The sequence below is a fragment of the Phaeobacter sp. QD34_24 genome (genome assembly GCF_028890115.1).
Classification (GTDB): domain Bacteria; phylum Pseudomonadota; class Alphaproteobacteria; order Rhodobacterales; family Rhodobacteraceae; genus Phycobacter.
Genome location: NZ_JARCJD010000011.1, coordinates 1 through 16,574, shown reverse-complemented (window position 1 = coordinate 16,574; position 16,574 = coordinate 1). Strand labels below are relative to the sequence as shown.

Genomic DNA, 16,574 nt, shown 5'->3' with positions numbered 1-16,574 from the left:
ATAGGCGGACAACCGTCGCTCCATCCTGACACAAACGAACATCCAAAGGCGCCTCCCTGATGCTGACCTTTACAATCAGGCGACTGATCCTATCAGTCCCGACGTTGCTATTTATCAGCCTGGTGATCTTCATGCTGCTGGAACTCGCCCCTGGCGATCCGATGGCACAGGTCCCGCTGACCGTCCCCCCCGAAGTGAAAGAAAAGATGCGCGAGGCCCTGGGCCTTGGCCAACCGGCCCATATCCGGTTCTGGAAATGGCTGGTGCAGTTCTTCTGGATCGAACCGCAGGTTCTGATCGACCACTACTTCGGCACAACCTTCTCCGCAGGCGATCTGCGCGTGATCTCCTGGCAGACCCGTTCACCGGTGATGGACATCGTGATCCAGCGTATGCCGCAGACCCTGTGGGTCGTAGGCACCGCCTATGTGGTTGCAATCCTGATCGCCCTGCCGATCGGCATCTACTCGGCCTATCGCCAGTACAGCTGGTTCGACCAGATGGGGACCTTCGTGTCCATGGTCGGCTTCTCGGTGCCGCCGTTCTTCTCGGGCGTGCTGGTCATCGTGATCTTCTCGGTACAGCTGGGCTGGTTCCCCTCGATCTATGACACCACCCTGGTGGTCGACAGCTGGGACAGCTTTGTCAAACAGCTGCAGCAGATGATCATGCCGGTAATGGTGCTGGCGCTGCAGATCACCGCGCAGCTGAGCCGCTTCATGCGCGCCTCGATGCTGGACAACCTCAACCAGGACTACGTGCGCACCGCCCGCGCCAAGGGTCTGAGCGAATATGTGGTTGTCATGGTCCACGTGCTGCGCAACTCGATGATCCCGGTGGTCACCGTGATCGCGCTGGGGATCCCGTCGATCTTTGGCGGCGCCATCATCACCGAACAGGTGTTCAAGGTGAACGGCATCGGCCAGTTGCTGATCGGCGCCATCCAGGCCAACGACCTGCCGATGGTACAGACCCTGACCTTCATCTTTGCCGTGTTGATCGTGCTGTTCAACCTGATCGCCGACGTGCTTTACGGCATTCTTGACCCGAGGATCCGCTATGACTGATGCTGCCAAAGACAAGACCCTGCAGCACTCCAGCGTTCAGCAGGAAGCCGGAAAGCCCGCCCGCAGCCAATGGCGCGACATCTGGGACCAGTTCAAGTCCCACCGCGGCGCCCTGTTCGGCGGCTGCCTGTTCCTGTTGATCTGCCTTGGCGTGATCGTTGGGCCCTATGTGTACTGGAATGACGCGCAATTCGTACCGACGGGCCGCGACTTCATCAAGCTGCGCGACATGCGGCCGATCTACCACATGCTGTGGGACCCGTCCGCCAAGATGGACTGGGCCTACCCCCTGGGCACCGACAACCTGGGCCGTGACACCCTGGCCCGCCTAATGTTCGGTGGTCGTGTGTCGCTGGCGGTTGGCATGGCCGCGATGATCCTGGCGCTCTTGCTGGGCTCCTTCGTGGGCGTGATCGCGGGCTATTTCAAGAAGCTCGACGGGCTCTTGATGCGCCTCACCGACCTGTTCCTGGCGCTGCCGCTGTTGCCGATGATCCTGGTGGCTGCGGTGCTGTTCCGCGAATCCCTGTCCAAGAGCATCGGCCCCGAAGGCGGTGTCTTCGTGCTGATCGTCTGCCTCATTGGGATCACCTCCTGGATGCCCACGGCGCGGATCGTGCGCGGCGATGTGCTGGCGATCAAGGAACGCGAGTTCGTGCTGGCGGCCCGCTCCATCGGCACCAAGCCGCGCAGCATCATCTCGCGACACATCCTGCCCAACGTGCTGTCGCCCATCATGGTCTCGGCCACGCTGGGGATTGCAACCGCGATCATCACGGAATCGGCGCTGTCCTTCCTGGGCTTCGGCTTCCCGCCGGATTTCCCGACCTGGGGACGGCTGCTCAATGACGCGGTGGACCGGATGACGCTCTTCCCCGAGCGTGTGCTCTGGCCCGGTATCCTGATCTCGCTGACCGTGCTGAGCGTGAACTATCTGGGCGATGGTCTCCGCGATGCATTGGATCCCCGTATCCGGGGCCGCTGATCGGGTAACACCCGCACATATTCAAATAAGAACATAGCCACTGGCCGCCCCACATTGGGCGGCCAGTTTGTTTTCAGGCGCACCCCACGGCAAAACGGACTTCCCGATCACGACCCCATCACGGAACTTTGTTCCAGCCAACACCGCGCGCCCTGCGGCGCTTCCCCTTGCCGGAGCGGGTTTTTCTCTTCATTTCGGGAAAATGTTCCGATTTTCCGATGGAGACCATCATGTTCGAAACACTTGGTTTTGAAGAGACCACCGCCCGAGAGGCTTCTGTTCTCCTGGCCCTTGCCCTGGGCCTTGTCTTTGGTGTGCTGGCTCAGCTCACCAGCTTCTGCCTGCGCCGTACCATCACCGGCAGCGATCGCCGTCAGGCGGCGGGTGTCTGGGCCCTGGCGCTGGCGGTTGCCGTGCTTGGCACTCAAGGCGCGGTCTCGCAAGGCTGGATCAGCTTTGAAGAGCACCGCCTGCTGGCGGCTGACCTGCCCATTCTTGCGGTTGTCGCCGGGGGCCTGATGTTCGGGGCAGGCATGATCCTGACCCGCGGCTGCGTCTCCCGCCTGATGGTGCTGAGCGGCACCGGCAACCTGCGCGCACTCCTGGTGATCGGCGTCTTTGCGATCACCGCCCATGCCACGCTCAAAGGCGTTCTGGCACCGCTGCGCACCAGCCTCGGTTCGGTGACCCTGCCCCTGGGCGATGCGGTCTCGCTGGCTTCCTTGAGTGGCGGCGGGATGGTCTGGGCCGTGTTGATCAGCCTTGCAGCGCTGGTGATTGCCTTGCGCTCTGGCAACCGCCTGCCTGCGCTGATCGGCGCCGCTGTCATCGGTCTGCTGGTGCCGCTGGCCTGGGTTGGCACCGGTTTCGTGCTCTATGACGACTTCGATCCCATCGCGATGGAGAGCCTGTCCTTCACCGCACCCTCTGCCGATTCGCTGTTCTACCTGGTGGCTTCCAGCGCGGTGTCGGGCAGCTTTGGCACTGGCCTTGTGGGCGGTGTGCTGGCGGGCGCCTTGATTGCGGCCCTGGTCACCGGTCGCTTCCAGTGGCAGAGCTTTGAAAGCCCCGCCCAGACCGGACGCTACCTGCTGGGTGCGGTTCTGATGGGTGTCGGCGGGGTGCTGGCCGGAGGCTGCACCGTGGGCGCGGGCCTTGCCGGCATTCCGACCCTGGGTGTCGCTGCCATTCTGGCCTTTGCCTCGATCATCGCAGGCGGCATTGCCATGCATGCTGCCCTTAATGCAGCTTCTTCCGGATCCGCCGCACGGCAAGCCACACCAGCGCCACAACCGGCAGAGTGATCAGCGCCGTCATCATCCCCTTGCTGAGGCCCAGCGGCCCGGCAAGGGGATAAAGCGCATAAGCGGCAAGCGAGACGGCGTAGTAGCTGATCGCCACCACCGACAGCCCCTCCACCGTATGCTGCAGACGCAGCGCCGTATCGGCGCGGCGATCCATGCTGGCCAGCAGCTCCTGGTTCTGGGCGCTGCGTTCCACATCCACACGGGTTCTGAGCAGCTCCCCTGCCCTGCGCGCCCGATCGGCGAGGGTCGCCAGCCGTTTCTCCGTCGATTTCACCGTGCGCATCGCAGGCTCATAGCGGCGCAGCATGAATTCCGAGAAGGTCTGATAGCCTTCAAGCCGCTCCTCGCGCAGCAGTTTGATCCGCTGGTTCACAAGCGCCTCATAGGCGCCAGTTGCACCAAATCGAAAGGCCGCGCGGGCCGCCATCGCCTCCAGCTCGGCCGAGACGGTCAGAAGATGCGACAGGGTCTGCTCTGCGGCTGCGCTGCTGCCGGTCATCTCCACCATGATTTCGCTCAGGTGGGTGTCCAGATCCCCGATGCTGGGCGACAGGCTGCGGGCGCGGGAAAACCCGAGCATCGACATGGCGCGGTAGGTTTCAATCTCGCAGAGACGCTGCACGATGCGGCCAATGCGGCGGCTGCCGGTGCCCGGGCTCACGAAGGCGGCAAACCGCATGTGCCCCGCCGGATCGATCCGGAAATCCCCGGCCACTACCGCATTGTCGTCCAGCACCCGTGACATGGCCATGCTCTCCGGCACCAGCCAGTCCTGCAACAGGGACTGGATCTCGCCCGTCTCAGGGCGGGGCAACACCCGCACCATCAGCGAGGTGATCCGCTGCCCCGGTGCCTGCTCCAGCCAGTCTGCGGGGAAGACCTCGAAATCCACCGGATCGAAGGGCCGTTCGCTGACCCCGTCGCTGTAAAGCGTGTAGCTCACGAATTCGGTGTGTTGCTCCCATTTCAGCACATGGCGGCCCAGCTTGGCCGCGTGATGGGTGGCGCCGGGTTTGGGATGGGCCGCGCCGTGGCGATCCAGAAGATCGACCAGATGGGCGATATCCAGGCTGCGGTCCCGGTGCACCGCTTCTTCGGGCTGTTTCACCGCCAGATACACCACGGTGCTGGGGCATGTCATGGTCGGGAACGGGCGGGCATGCAGCTCATTGGCAAGCTGATAGCGCAACGGGTGATCCTGGATCTGCGGCATTGCGGGGCTCCATTGGGGTGATCCGACCATAGACGAGGCCACAGACCCTGTAAAGAACTCCATTAATTCAGACACTTACGTGAATACAACGGCATACAATACAGCTGAGACAGACCCCTGATTGAAAAAGGCGCCCCCGAGGGAGCGCCTTTGCCATGGTTTGCGTCTGAAGCAGATCAGCTGATCTTGGTCAGCAGATCGTCCAGCGACTTCTTGGCGTCGCCGTAGAACATGCGGGTGTTCTCTTTGTAGAACAGCGGGTTCTCGATGCCCGAGTAGCCGGTGCCCTGACCGCGCTTGGAGACGAAGACCTGCTTGGCCTTCCAGCATTCCAGAACCGGCATGCCGGCGATGGGGCTGTTGGGGTCTTCCTGCGCCGCCGGGTTCACGATGTCGTTGGAGCCAATGACGATGGCCACATCTGTGTCCGGGAAGTCCTCGTTGATCTCGTCCATTTCCAGAACGATATCGTAAGGCACCTTGGCTTCGGCCAGCAGCACGTTCATGTGGCCCGGCAGACGACCCGCAACCGGGTGGATCGCGAAACGCACGTTCTTGCCCTTGGCGCGCAGACGGCGGGTCAGTTCGGCCACATTGGCCTGTGCCTGTGCAACCGCCATGCCGTAGCCAGGGATGATGATGATGCTGTCGGCCTCGTCCAGCGCGGTGGCAACGCCATCCGCATCGATCGCAACCTGTTCGCCCTCGACCTCCATCGCAGGACCCGTGGCGCCACCAAAGCCGCCCAGGATCACCGAGACGAAGGAGCGGTTCATCGCCTTACACATGATGTACGACAGGATCGCACCCGAGGAGCCCACAAGCGCACCCACAACGATCAGAAGGTCGTTGCCAAGGGAGAAGCCGATCGCCGCAGCCGCCCAGCCTGAGTAGCTGTTCAGCATCGAGACAACCACCGGCATGTCGGCGCCGCCGATACCCATGATCAGGTGATAGCCGATGAACAGCGCAGCAATGGTCAGGATCAACAGCGGCAGCAGGGCGCCGGAGCTGAGATACCAGATCAGGCAGAGCACCGAGAGGCCGGCCGCCCCTGCATTGAGCAGATGACCGCCCGGCAGTTTGGTGGCAGCCGAGGTCACACGACCCGATAGCTTGCCATAGGCGATGACCGAGCCGGTGAAGGTCACGGCACCGATCCAGATACCCAGCGAGGCTTCGACGCGCAGGATATTGATCTCGACCGCGTCTTTCTTGGCCAGAAGCGCGGCAAAGCCTTCAAGCGACTTTTTCGCGGCCTCGTCCATGGCCATGACATTGCCCAGTTCGAAATGGGCGTTGTAGCCCACGAAGACCGCCGCCAGACCGACCAGCGCGTGCATGCCGGCCACAAGCTCCGGCATCTGGGTCATTTCGACCTTGCTGGCCAGCTGATAGCCGATCAGGCCACCGGCCGCGATCAGCACCAGCGACAAGATCCAGAAGCCCGAACCCGGTCCGATCAGGGTTGCAAAGACCGCGATGGCCATGCCGACAATGCCGTACCAGACCGCGCGTTTTGCGCTTTCCTGCCCCGAAAGGCCACCCAGCGAGAGGATGAAGAGCACAGCCGCGACCACATAGGCCGCCGTGGTGAATCCGTATTCCATCTACCTGTACTCCTTAGGATTTCTGGAACATGGCGAGCATGCGCCGTGTCACGAGGAAGCCGCCGAAAATATTGATCCCGGCCATGAAGACCGACAGCGCCGCCAAGACGATCACCAGGAAGGAGCCAGAGCCGATCTGCATCAGCGCGCCCAGGATGATGATCGAGGAGATCGCATTGGTCACCGCCATCAGCGGGGTGTGCAGGCTGTGCGCCACGCCCCAGATGACCTGGAAGCCAACAAAGACCGCCAGCACGAAGACGATGAAATGCTGCATGAAGCTGGCCGGTGCGACCAGGCCGACGCCCAGCAGAAGCGCGGCACCGATCACCAGCAGGGTGACCTGGCTCTTGGTCTGCGCCTTGAAGGCGGCGATTTCCTGCGCGCGCTTCTCTTCCGGGGTCAGCTCTTTCGGCGCATCGGGTTTCTTCTGCGCGGCAATGGCCTGGATCTTTGGCGGCGGCGGCGGGAAGGTGATTTCCTTCTCGAAGGTGACCGTTGCACCGCGGATCACGTCGTCTTCCATGTTGTGCACGATCTGACCGTCCTTTTCCGGGGTCAGGTCGGTCATCATGTGACGGATGTTGGTGGCATAAAGGGTCGAGGACTGCGCCGCCATCCGGCTGGGGAAGTCGGTGTAGCCGATGATGGTGACCCCGTTGTCGGTCACGACCTTCTCGTCCATCACGGTGCCTTCGACGTTGCCGCCCTTTTCGGCCGCAAGGTCGACGATCACCGAGCCCGGCTTCATCGCCGCAACCATGTCCTCAAGCCACAGCTTGGGCGCTTCGCGGTTCGGGATCAGCGCGGTGGTGATGACGATGTCCACTTCCGGCGCCAGTTCACGGAACTTCGCCAGCTGGGCTTCGCGGAATTCAGGCGAGGAAACAGAAGCGTAACCGCCGGTCGCCGCACCGTCCTGCTGTTCTTCCTCGAAGTCGAGGTAGACGAACTCGGCGCCCATGGATTCGACCTGCTCGGCCACTTCGGGGCGCACGTCAAAGGCGTAGGTCACGGCGCCAAGGCTGGTGGAGGCACCAATGGCGGCCAGACCGGCAACACCTGCACCCACGACCAGAACCTTGGCCGGGGGCACCTTGCCCGCAGCGGTGATCTGACCGGTGAAGAAGCGGCCAAAGTTGTTGCCCGCCTCGATCACGGCACGGTAGCCCGCAATGTTCGCCATCGAGGACAGCGCGTCCATCTTCTGGGCGCGGCTGATGCGCGGCACCATTTCCATGGCGATGACATTGGCACCCTTGGAGCGAGCCAGTTCCAGCCCCTCTTCGTTGGCACCGGGATTGAAGAAGGAGATCAGCGTCTTGCCCGCTGTCATCCGCTTCAGCTCTGCCTCGGTCGGAATGCGGACCTTAGCGACGATGTCGCAGGCCTTCCACAGGGCGGCAGCGGTCTTGATGATCTCGACTCCTGCCTCTTCATAGGCGGCATCGCTGAAACCGGCCAATTGACCCGCGCCAGTCTCGATCGCGCAGTCATAGCCCAGCTTTTGCAGCTGCCTGGCCGAATCCGGCGTCATCGCGACGCGCGCTTCGCCCTTCATTACTTCTTTTGGTGTACCTATCTTCACCTTGTCGGTCCCCCTCGTCTTGCCCGTGCCAGCAAAGCACCGGGTACGGATCGCAAATATTTTGATTATATTGCGCAACATTTTTGCGCAAGCGTTTCGCCGCGTCGCCGCATCACTTTGCCGCGCCGCCGCATGATTGTCACACCCAGCGGCGCACCTTTCCTTCGTAGCGTGCCCAGTCCTGTCGGAAGGTCCGGCGCATCCGGTTTTCCTCCGGTTCGATGAATCGTCGTTCCAGGATCCAGACGAAGATCGGGATCAGCGGCAAGGACAACACTGCGTCAAACCGGAGGATCAGCCCGGCCAGGACCAGAACATCGCCCAGGTAGATCGGATTGCGGCTGCGGCTGAAGATCCCCGATTGCACCAGGCGGCTTGGCGTCTGATGCGGAATGATCGTGGTGCGCTGGCGCCGCATTTCGACCACCGCCAGCAGCATCAAGAGGATGCCGCCGCCAACCAGCAGCCCGCCCAGGAAATCCGCCCAGGGCCCGCCAAAGGTCAGCCCATAGGACAGATGGCTCGCCTGGAGCCAGGCCAGGACAAGACAGGCAACAAGCCAGACGGGGGGCAGATCAATCCAACGCATCAGGCGCGTACCCTCGCGAGTTCCAGAATTGAGTACAAGGTCATCCAGCGCAAAGTCCCCTTATCCGGCCACGGGGTCCAGCCCCCCATGCAGGCACGCCTGAAGAAAAGGACAGAATGTCCCGAATGGCCCCGAAACGGCGAATCCGTTCCGGGATGCGGCACGATCCTGCACGAATCTACGGATTCTTCTACGTATACTTTGGCATGCCATCCCTGCGGGCCCTATTCCCACTCCATTTCCTCAAAGACACGGCCCGCATTCTTGGTCGCCAGCTCTTCGAAGGTGTCCAGCCCCTTCCAACGCTCCTGATCCACGTAATAGGCGCCCGCCAAGTCACCGCCCTCCTCGATATGGGCGCCGATCTTTTCGCGCAGGTCGCTGAGGTAGTCATAGGTGTAACGCCGCACCTGGGCGAGATTGGTGGGATGGCCATGGCCCGGGATCACATAGGTCGGGTTCAAGGGCTCCATCTTTTCCTCCCAGGTCTCCAGCCAGCAGGAGGTGCAGATGCCTTCGAAGATCGGCAGCATGCGTTCATGAAAGGCGATATCGCCGGCGATCAGCAGGTTCCACTGCGGCAGCCAGACCTGGGTGTCGCCCGGATCATGGGCCGGTCCCATGTGCATCACCTCGAACTCGACCCCGCCGAGGGTGCGGCTGTAGCTGTCCTCGAATGTGAGATTCGGCGTCACGATCCGGGTGCCTTCCGCCTTGTCCCGGTTATAGCGCTGCATACCCTGCAGGATGAAATCGGCCTCTTCCGTGAAGGCCTCGATCGCGTCCACATGGGCAAGGATATCAACCCCCTGATCCACCCAGTAGGAATTTCCGAGCATGGCATGGCCCTGGCCGTTCTCGTTGATCACCAGCACCACCGGCTGATCGGTGATGGCCTTGATCTCATCATGCAAGGCAGCCGCCAGCCGCGCCGAAGCCCCGCCATTGACCACCACGACACCCTCGTCCGTGACCACAAAGGACAGGTTGTTGTTGTGGCCCGAGTTTTCATAGGTCGGCGGCGCGGTGGCCCCGATCGCCGAAAACACATGCGGGATCACTTCGACCGGCTTGGAATATAGCTCGGACTGCGGGTATTGGTCGGCGATATCTTCGCTGGCAAATGCGGCGCCCGCAGCAAAGGTGGCGGCCAGCAGGCTGGTGAACAATGGCTTCATGGTGTCCTCCCGGAAAAGCTGCGCAATAATTCACACCTTTGAATATGATTGTAAATGGGCAGCCGGAAAAAGCTGCGTCAAACACCATCTGACGCCCGATGTGACGGAACGGCTTTCTTGCCCTGCCCCGGCCGGTCGGTAGGCTGGCGGCAAATCAGGGAGGAAACGAGACATGACATCACAAAGTTCTGAAACGCTGAAAGGCAAACACGCGCTGGTCACCGGCGGCGGCACCGGCATTGGCCTGGCCATTGCCCGCGCCCTGGCCGAGCAGGGCGCCGAAGTGACCATCACCGGGCGCCGCCAGGAGGTTCTGGAAGAGGTCGCCACCAAGGGGCTGCACCCGATGGCCATGGATGTGCGCGATGAGGATGACATCGTGACAAAGATCCAGGCCGCTGTCGATGCCCGCGGCCCGATCCAGATCTGCGTCGCCAATGCCGGCATTGCCGAAGGCAAGTCGCTGCACAAGACCACGCTCGACTTCTGGCGCAACATGATGGCCACCAATCTGGACGGCGCCTTCCTGACAATCCGCGAAAGCCTGAAATCCATGCGCACCACCGATTGGGGCCGGGTGATCACCGTCTCCTCTATCGCGGGGCTGCGCGGTCTCAAGGGCGGCGCCTGCTATTCGGCCAGCAAACACGGGATGATCGGCCTGACCCGCGCGCTGAGCGAGGATTACATGGGCACGCCCTTCACCTTCAACGCGATCTGCCCCGGCTATGTGGACACGCCGATCGTGGAGCGCAACATCACCTCGATCTCGGAGCGCGCCGGCGTCAGCGAGGACGAGGCGTTGAAGATGATGACCCATGCCAACCGCCACCAGCGCCTGATCGAACCCGATGAGGTCTCTGCTGCCACCCTGTGGCTGGTGGGCCCCGGATCCCAATCGATCAATGGCCAGACCATCCAGATTGCCGGCGGACAGATCTGAACCGTCCCACTTTGGTTTCCAGCGAACGCCGCCAGGATCTGGCGGCGTTTTCGTTTCCATGCCGCGCGCGCCCCGAAACAAGTCTGGACAGGATTTTGAATATTGGATACAAAATGCGAAATCTACGAAACCAGACGATCCGCGACATCCATCCTGCTCCCGCTCATGAGGCTCCGATGACCGATTTTGCCGCCACCAAGGCCCTGTTCGACCTGCCCGAAGGGGTGATCTATCTCGATGGCAACTCCTTGGGCCCGCTGCCCAAATCCGCCACGGCCCGCGTGTCTGCCATGATGACCGAGGAATGGGGCAAGATGCTGATCACCGGCTGGAACAAGGCCGGCTGGATGCAGAAATCCACCGCTGTCGGAAACCGCATCGCGCGGCTGATCGGCGCTGAAGCGGACCATGTGATCATGGGCGACACCCTGTCGATCAAGGTCTATCAGGCGGTCGCCTCGGCGCTGGAGATGAACAAGGGCCGCAAGGTGGTTCTGTCGGACAATGGCAACTTCCCCTCGGACCTTTACATCGTGCAAGGGCTGCTGAAATCCCTTGGCGAAGACTATGAGCTGCGTGTCGTGGACCCCAAGGCGGTGGAAGACAATATCACCGAGGAGATCGCGGTGCTGATGCTGACCGAGGTGGATTACCGCACCGGGCGCAAGCACGACATGAAGGCGCTCACCGCCAAGGCCCATGACATGGGCGCACTCACGGTCTGGGATCTGGCCCATTCGGCCGGCGCCCTGCCGGTGGATCTGGCAGGCTGCAAGGCGGATTTCGCCGTGGGCTGCACCTACAAGTATCTCAACAGTGGTCCCGGCGGCCCAGCCTTCATCTATGTCGCCCCGCGCCACGCCGAAGTGGCCCGCCCCGCCCTGTCCGGCTGGCTAGGGCACGAGGCCCCCTTTGCCTTTGATCTGGATTATCGTCCCGGGCGCGGGATCGAGCGGATGCGCGTCGGCACCCCGCCTGTGATCCAGCTCACGTCGCTCGAAGCCTCGATGGACATCTGGGACGGGGTCGACATGCAAGCCCTGCGCGCCAAGTCGATTGCCCTGTGTGATCTGTTCATTTCGGAGGTCGAAGCCGCCTGCCCTGCGCTGGAACTGGCCTCGCCCCGCGATGGCAGCCAGCGCGGCAGCCAGGTCTCCTTCCGCTTCCACGAAGGCTATGCCGCGATGCAGGCGCTGATCGCGCGCGGCGTGATCGGCGATTTCCGCGCCCCCGACATCATGCGCTTTGGCTTCACGCCGCTGTTCATCGACGAAGACGACGTGCGCGGCGCGGTCGCCATCCTGAAAGACGTGATGGACAATGCCCTTTGGGACCGCCCCGAATACAAGCAGCGCGCCGCTGTCACCTGAGATGAGCCATCACGCCCGTCATATTCCCCTGTGCAGCCCCGCGGGCTGGGTGGCGCTGTGGCGCCGCCTGGCACAATGCGGCTGTCTAAACCGGAGGACGCTTTCCCTTCCCTGATATATGATACCCCTAGGAACAGGAAAGATCCGATGACCAAATGCCCCATCTCCACCCCGTTTGACCCAGCCGAGGACGGCGCCGAAATGTCCTTTGACGGGCGTATGTCCTATGGCGACTACCTGAAGCTCGACAGCCTCCTGACCGCGCAAAAGCCGCTGAGCGATGCCCATGACGAGATGCTCTTCATCATCCAGCACCAGACCAGCGAATTGTGGATGCGCCTGGCGGTGCACGAGCTGAACGCGGCGCGCGATTGCCTGCTGGCGGGCAACTCCCGCCCGGCCTTCAAGATGCTGGCCCGCGTGGCGCGGATCTTCGAGCAGCTCAACTCCGCCTGGGACGTGCTGCGCACAATGACCCCGTCCGATTACACGCACTTCCGGGACTCGCTGGGGCAAAGCTCGGGCTTTCAGTCACATCAGTACCGGCTGATCGAATTCATCCTGGGCAACCGGAACAAGGCCATGATGCGCCCCCACGCCCATGATCCGGCCATCACCGCACAGTTGGAGGCGGAACTGACGCAGCCTTCGCTCTATGATGTGGCCCTGCGCCTGCTGGCCAACGTGGTGCCGCTGCCGGATGAGGTGATCAGCCGCGATGTGTCTGAGCCCTATCAGCCCCGCGATGCGGTGATGGATGCCTGGACCAAGGTCTACCAAGCGCCGGAAACCCATTGGGAACTTTATGAACTGGCTGAAAAGCTGGTGGATTTCGAGGATTACTTCCGTCGCTGGCGCTTCAACCACGTCACCACCGTGGAACGAGTGATCGGCTTTAAGCGCGGCACCGGCGGCACCGGCGGCGTCAGCTATCTCAAACGGATGCTCGATGTGGAGCTGTTTCCTGAGCTTTGGCATCTGCGCACCGAACTGTAGAGAGAGCGCCACAACGCAGGCCCTCCCGCCCGGCCTCTGGGGTCTTGCGACCCCCTCGCCCCGTTGGGCCCGGCGCCGCGCCTTTGGCGCGGCGCCGGGCCCAAGGCTGCAAGCAGGCTCTGCCACAGGCAGAGCATGCTTCAGGCGCGGGAGCCTCCCCGCCAACCTGGCCCATCCCTGAAAGACAATCACGTCCCCTGCAACGCCCGCGCCATCAATGCGGCCAATTGCAATACCCGCTGGCGATAGCCCGCATAATCCGCCGAGGTATGCTTGATACCCTTGAGTGCGGAACAAAAGACCTGCGCGACCTCCTCGGCCGGCCCCACGGTCGCGGGCAACTCTCTTTGCGCCAGCCAACCCGCATAGAGGCCCGCCAGAGCCGCCTCACCAGCCTGGATCGCCTCCGGCGCCACGCTCATGCTGGCCTCGAACAGCTCCAACCCATGGGCCGAAGACATCATCGCCTCCATCGTCGGGCCACCGTGGGCCTCAAAGGCACGCGACAGGCGCTCTGCCAGGGTGCCGCGCTGGTCCAGCGCCGCCTGCACGTCGTGCAGCGCCTGGGTGTAATAGGCCTCTACCAGGGCGGTGAAAATCGCTTCCTTGTTGCGAAAGTGCAGATAGACCGCCGGGCGGGACATTCCCGCGCCGCGCGCTATGTCATCCATCGAGGTCTTGCGAAACCCATAGGCGGAAAAGGCCTGCCAGGCAGAGTGCAGAATGGTCTCAGCTTTGGGATCAGGCGACAATTGGTTCATGCCAATGGCTAGTGACATTATTGCGGAAATTTGTCAATTGACACCCTGACACTTTGCGGCCACTTTGTCAGAAGCCAGATACGGAGGTCAGCCCCATGCCAACCACGCTGAGAATCAACGGAACCGACCATGAGCTCGACCTGCCGCAGGATGTGCCCCTCCTGTGGGTTCTGCGAGACGAGATCGGCCTCACCGGCACCAAGTTCGGCTGCGGCGTTGCCGCCTGTGGCGCCTGCACCGTGCATATCGATGGCGAGGCGGCACGCTCTTGCCAGGTTGCGCTTGGCGATGTCTGGGGCGAAATCACCACCATCGAAGGCGTCGGCACTCCCGATGCCATGGCGGCGATCCAGCAGGCCTGGGTCGACCACCAGGTAGCGCAATGCGGCTATTGCCAGTCCGGCCAGATCATGCAGGCCGCCAGTCTCCTGAAGGACAACCCCTCCCCCAGCGACAGCGAGATCGACGAGGCCATGCAGGGCAACCTCTGCCGCTGCGGCACCTACCCGCGCATGCGTGCTGCCATCCATGCCGCCGCCAAGATGATGCAGGAGGCTTGAACCATGGCCAGCATCAAGAAAATCGCCCGCCGCAGCTTCCTGATCGGCTCTGCCGCCATCCTGGGCGGGGTGGCCTTTGGCACCTACAAGTACCAACAGCCCGCGCCGAACCCGCTGTCGCCCAAGGAAGGTCAGGCCGCGCTCAACCCCTTCGTCATGGTGGACCAATCCGGCGTGACCCTGGTGGCCCCGCGCGCCGAGATGGGTCAGGGTGTGGAAACCTCCTGGGTCGCGCTGATCGCCGAAGAACTGGATGTGCGCCCGGAGACGGTCAAGGTGATCCATGGCCCCGCCGCCAAGGCCTATTACAACAGCGCCATGATGGCCGAGGCCCTGCCCGGTCGTGGCTATAACGCCAGCAACTTCCAGCATTCCCTGGGTCAGGTCGTCGGGCATATGTCGAAATTCCTCGACCTGCAGGTGACCGGTGGGTCGTCGTCCATGAAGGACGGGTTCGAGCGGATGCGGATGGCCGGGGCCACCGCGCGCGAAACCCTGAAAGAGGCCGCCGCCCAGCGCCTTGGCTCCTCCCGCGCTTTGCTCAGCACCGAGGACGGCCATGTGATCGCACCGGACGGCAGCCGGATCCCCTATACCGATCTGGCGGAAGAGGCCGCCGGGGTTGAACCGCAGGACGCCGAGCTGCGCCCGGCCTCCCAGTGGAAATACGTCGGCAAGGACATGCCGCGGCTTGATATGGTAGCCAAGGTCACCGGCACCGCTGGCTTTGGCGTCGATGTGCGCCTTGAGGGCATGAAATTCGCCGCCATCCGACAAAGCCCGCATTTTGGCACCGGCAAGACCTCCTTTGATGCCAGCGCCGCCGAAACCATGCCGGGCGTGGAAAAGGTGCTGGATCTGGGCGATGCCGTTGCCGTGGTTGCGACGAATACCTGGCTCGCGCAACAGGCGGTGGACGCAATCGACGTCACATGGGAGCCCGCCCCCTATCCCGAAACCACCGATGCGATCTTTGCCGAGATCGCAAAGGCCTTTGACGAAAGCCCCAATTCGACCCTGCGCGACGATGGCGATGTGGACAGCCTGCCCGAGGGTGCCAAGGTGATCGAGGCCGAATACCGCCTGCCCTACCTCGCCCATGCCACTATGGAGCCGATGAACGCCACCGCGCTTTACACCGGTGATGCCTTGCAGATCTGGGCGCCCAACCAGGGGCCGACGGTGGTGCAGAAATCTGCGGCCAAGATCGCGGGCCTGCCGAAAGAAGCGGTCGAGGTGCACACAACCTATCTGGGCGGCGGCTTTGGTCGCAGGATCGAGATCGACTATGCCAATCGCGCGGTAGAGGTCGCCATGCAGATGCGCGGCACGCCCGTCCAGCTCACCTGGAGCCGCGAAGAGGACATGACCCATGACTTCTACCGCCCCGGCGCCATTGCGCGCTACCGAGCCGCAGTGAAAGACGGCAAGGCGGTGATGGTGCACGGCAAGATCGCCGCCCAGTCCACCACGGTGGAGGGCGCGGGCCGCATGCTGGGCCTGCCGATGTCGGGGCCGGACAAGGGTCATGTGGATGCGGCCTTCAACCAGCCGCTGGCAATCCCCAACTTCCGCGTCGAGGGCTACCTGGTGAAGCCGATGGTGCCGGTGGGCTTCTGGCGCTCGGTCGCGGCCTCCTTCAACGGGTTCTTCTCGGACACCATCCTTGACGAGATGGCCCATACCGCAGGCCGCGACCCGCTGGAGTTCCGGCTGGAGCTGGCCCGCGCTGAATGGGCGCCTGCCGCACAGGTGCTGGAGAAAGTGCGCGACATGTCCGGCTGGACCGGGAAGACGCCCGAGGGCGTGGGGCGCGGTGTCGCACTGGCCTATAGTTTCGGCACCCCCGTGGCCGAGGTGATCGAGGTGGTGGACGAAGACGGTCAGATCCGCATCAACAAGGCCTGGATCGCCGCCGACATCGGCTTGGCCGTGGATCCCCGCAACGTCGAGGCACAGCTGTTCAGCGGCCTCGCCTACGGCCTGTCAGCGGCCTGTTTTGGCGAGATCACCTTTGCGGGCGGCGCGGTGGAGCAGCAGAACTTCCCCGATTACGAGGCGATGCGCATGCACACCATGCCAGCGGTCGAGGTCGCGGTTTTGCAAAACCAGACCCACATGGGCGGCGCGGGCGAGCCCGGCACCCCCCCGGCAGCCCCGGCATTGGCCAATGCGCTGTTCGACCTCACCGGCAAACGCGCCCGCAGCCTGCCCCTGATGCATGAGTTCGACCTGCTGGTTTGAACCGGCGTGGCGAGACTATGAACAAGGAGAGCCCGCCACTGACCCGGCGGGCTTTTTGTGTGTGCTAGCCTTGTTGGTCGACAATGCGGAGAGGCTGTGTGAAAACTCCCTTGCTGATCTGAATGATGGTATGATTTCTGCATTCGGTGCGGAGGCATTTTAT

The 16,574-nt window shown here is 62.8% G+C and carries 14 protein-coding genes; 8 read left to right on the top strand and 6 right to left on the bottom strand.

What is annotated here, in order from left to right; all coding sequences use genetic code 11:
• Positions 1–59 precede the first annotated feature (59 nt).
• The 3 genes from PXK07_RS10370 (at position 60) to PXK07_RS10360 (ending at position 3,356) form a co-directional block, all read left to right on the top strand.
• The gene (locus PXK07_RS10370; RefSeq protein ID WP_274848162.1) at positions 60–1,067 is read left to right on the top strand and encodes an ABC transporter permease; all 1,008 of its coding nucleotides are present in this window, start codon (positions 60–62) and stop codon (positions 1,065–1,067) included.
• The gene (locus PXK07_RS10365) at positions 1,060–2,052 is read left to right on the top strand and encodes an ABC transporter permease (RefSeq protein ID WP_274848161.1); all 993 of its coding nucleotides are present in this window, start codon (positions 1,060–1,062) and stop codon (positions 2,050–2,052) included. The genes PXK07_RS10370 and PXK07_RS10365 overlap by 8 nt, the downstream gene beginning before the upstream one ends.
• 230 nt (positions 2,053–2,282) lie before the next feature.
• Positions 2,283–3,356: a YeeE/YedE family protein gene (locus PXK07_RS10360; RefSeq protein ID WP_274848160.1), complete on the top strand. Its 1,074-nt coding sequence runs from the start codon at positions 2,283–2,285 to the stop codon at positions 3,354–3,356.
• Here PXK07_RS10360 and PXK07_RS10355 read toward each other — a convergent pair.
• From PXK07_RS10355 to PXK07_RS10335, 5 genes are all read right to left on the bottom strand, one after another.
• Positions 3,292–4,572: a DUF3422 family protein gene (locus PXK07_RS10355; RefSeq protein ID WP_274848159.1), complete on the bottom strand. Its 1,281-nt coding sequence runs from the start codon at positions 4,570–4,572 to the stop codon at positions 3,292–3,294. The two genes, PXK07_RS10360 and PXK07_RS10355, sit on opposite strands and share 65 nt — an antisense overlap.
• 176 nt (positions 4,573–4,748) lie before the next feature.
• Positions 4,749–6,182: an NAD(P)(+) transhydrogenase (Re/Si-specific) subunit beta gene (locus tag PXK07_RS10350; RefSeq protein ID WP_274848158.1), complete on the bottom strand. Its 1,434-nt coding sequence runs from the start codon at positions 6,180–6,182 to the stop codon at positions 4,749–4,751.
• Between the two features lie 13 nt (positions 6,183–6,195).
• On the bottom strand, positions 6,196–7,770 hold the full coding sequence (locus PXK07_RS10345) for a Re/Si-specific NAD(P)(+) transhydrogenase subunit alpha (RefSeq protein WP_274848157.1): 1,575 nt from the start codon (positions 7,768–7,770) through the stop codon (positions 6,196–6,198).
• A gap of 139 nt (positions 7,771–7,909) precedes the next feature.
• The gene (locus tag PXK07_RS10340) at positions 7,910–8,359 is read right to left on the bottom strand and encodes a methyltransferase family protein (RefSeq protein ID WP_274848156.1); all 450 of its coding nucleotides are present in this window, start codon (positions 8,357–8,359) and stop codon (positions 7,910–7,912) included.
• A gap of 224 nt (positions 8,360–8,583) precedes the next feature.
• Positions 8,584–9,537, bottom strand: a complete 954-nt coding sequence (locus tag PXK07_RS10335; RefSeq protein ID WP_274848155.1) for an MBL fold metallo-hydrolase — start codon at positions 9,535–9,537, stop codon at positions 8,584–8,586.
• 172 nt (positions 9,538–9,709) lie between these two features.
• On the opposite strand from PXK07_RS10335, the gene PXK07_RS10330 reads away from it, so the two are divergent.
• The 3 genes from PXK07_RS10330 (at position 9,710) to kynA (ending at position 12,846) form a co-directional block, all read left to right on the top strand.
• The gene (locus tag PXK07_RS10330) at positions 9,710–10,480 is read left to right on the top strand and encodes an SDR family NAD(P)-dependent oxidoreductase (protein WP_274848154.1); all 771 of its coding nucleotides are present in this window, start codon (positions 9,710–9,712) and stop codon (positions 10,478–10,480) included.
• Between the two features lie 176 nt (positions 10,481–10,656).
• Positions 10,657–11,850, top strand: coding sequence for a kynureninase (gene kynU, locus PXK07_RS10325; protein WP_274848153.1), 1,194 nt, complete (start codon positions 10,657–10,659; stop codon positions 11,848–11,850).
• A 162-nt stretch (positions 11,851–12,012) separates the two neighbouring features.
• Positions 12,013–12,846 (top strand): tryptophan 2,3-dioxygenase, encoded by an 834-nt coding sequence (gene kynA, locus PXK07_RS10320; protein WP_274848296.1) that lies wholly within the window; start codon positions 12,013–12,015, stop codon positions 12,844–12,846.
• Positions 12,847–13,034: 188 nt separating this feature from the next.
• Here kynA and PXK07_RS10315 read toward each other — a convergent pair whose 3' ends face one another.
• Positions 13,035–13,625, bottom strand: coding sequence for a TetR/AcrR family transcriptional regulator (locus PXK07_RS10315; RefSeq protein ID WP_274848152.1), 591 nt, complete (start codon positions 13,623–13,625; stop codon positions 13,035–13,037).
• Between the two features lie 77 nt (positions 13,626–13,702).
• Here PXK07_RS10315 and PXK07_RS10310 point away from each other — a divergent pair, with 77 nt between their 5' ends.
• Complete coding sequence (locus tag PXK07_RS10310) at positions 13,703–14,167, top strand: (2Fe-2S)-binding protein (RefSeq protein WP_274848151.1); 465 nt, start codon at positions 13,703–13,705, stop codon at positions 14,165–14,167.
• Positions 14,168–14,170: 3 nt separating this feature from the next.
• Positions 14,171–16,411: a xanthine dehydrogenase family protein molybdopterin-binding subunit gene (locus tag PXK07_RS10305; protein WP_274848150.1), complete on the top strand. Its 2,241-nt coding sequence runs from the start codon at positions 14,171–14,173 to the stop codon at positions 16,409–16,411.
• Positions 16,412–16,574: the final 163 nt, after the last annotated feature.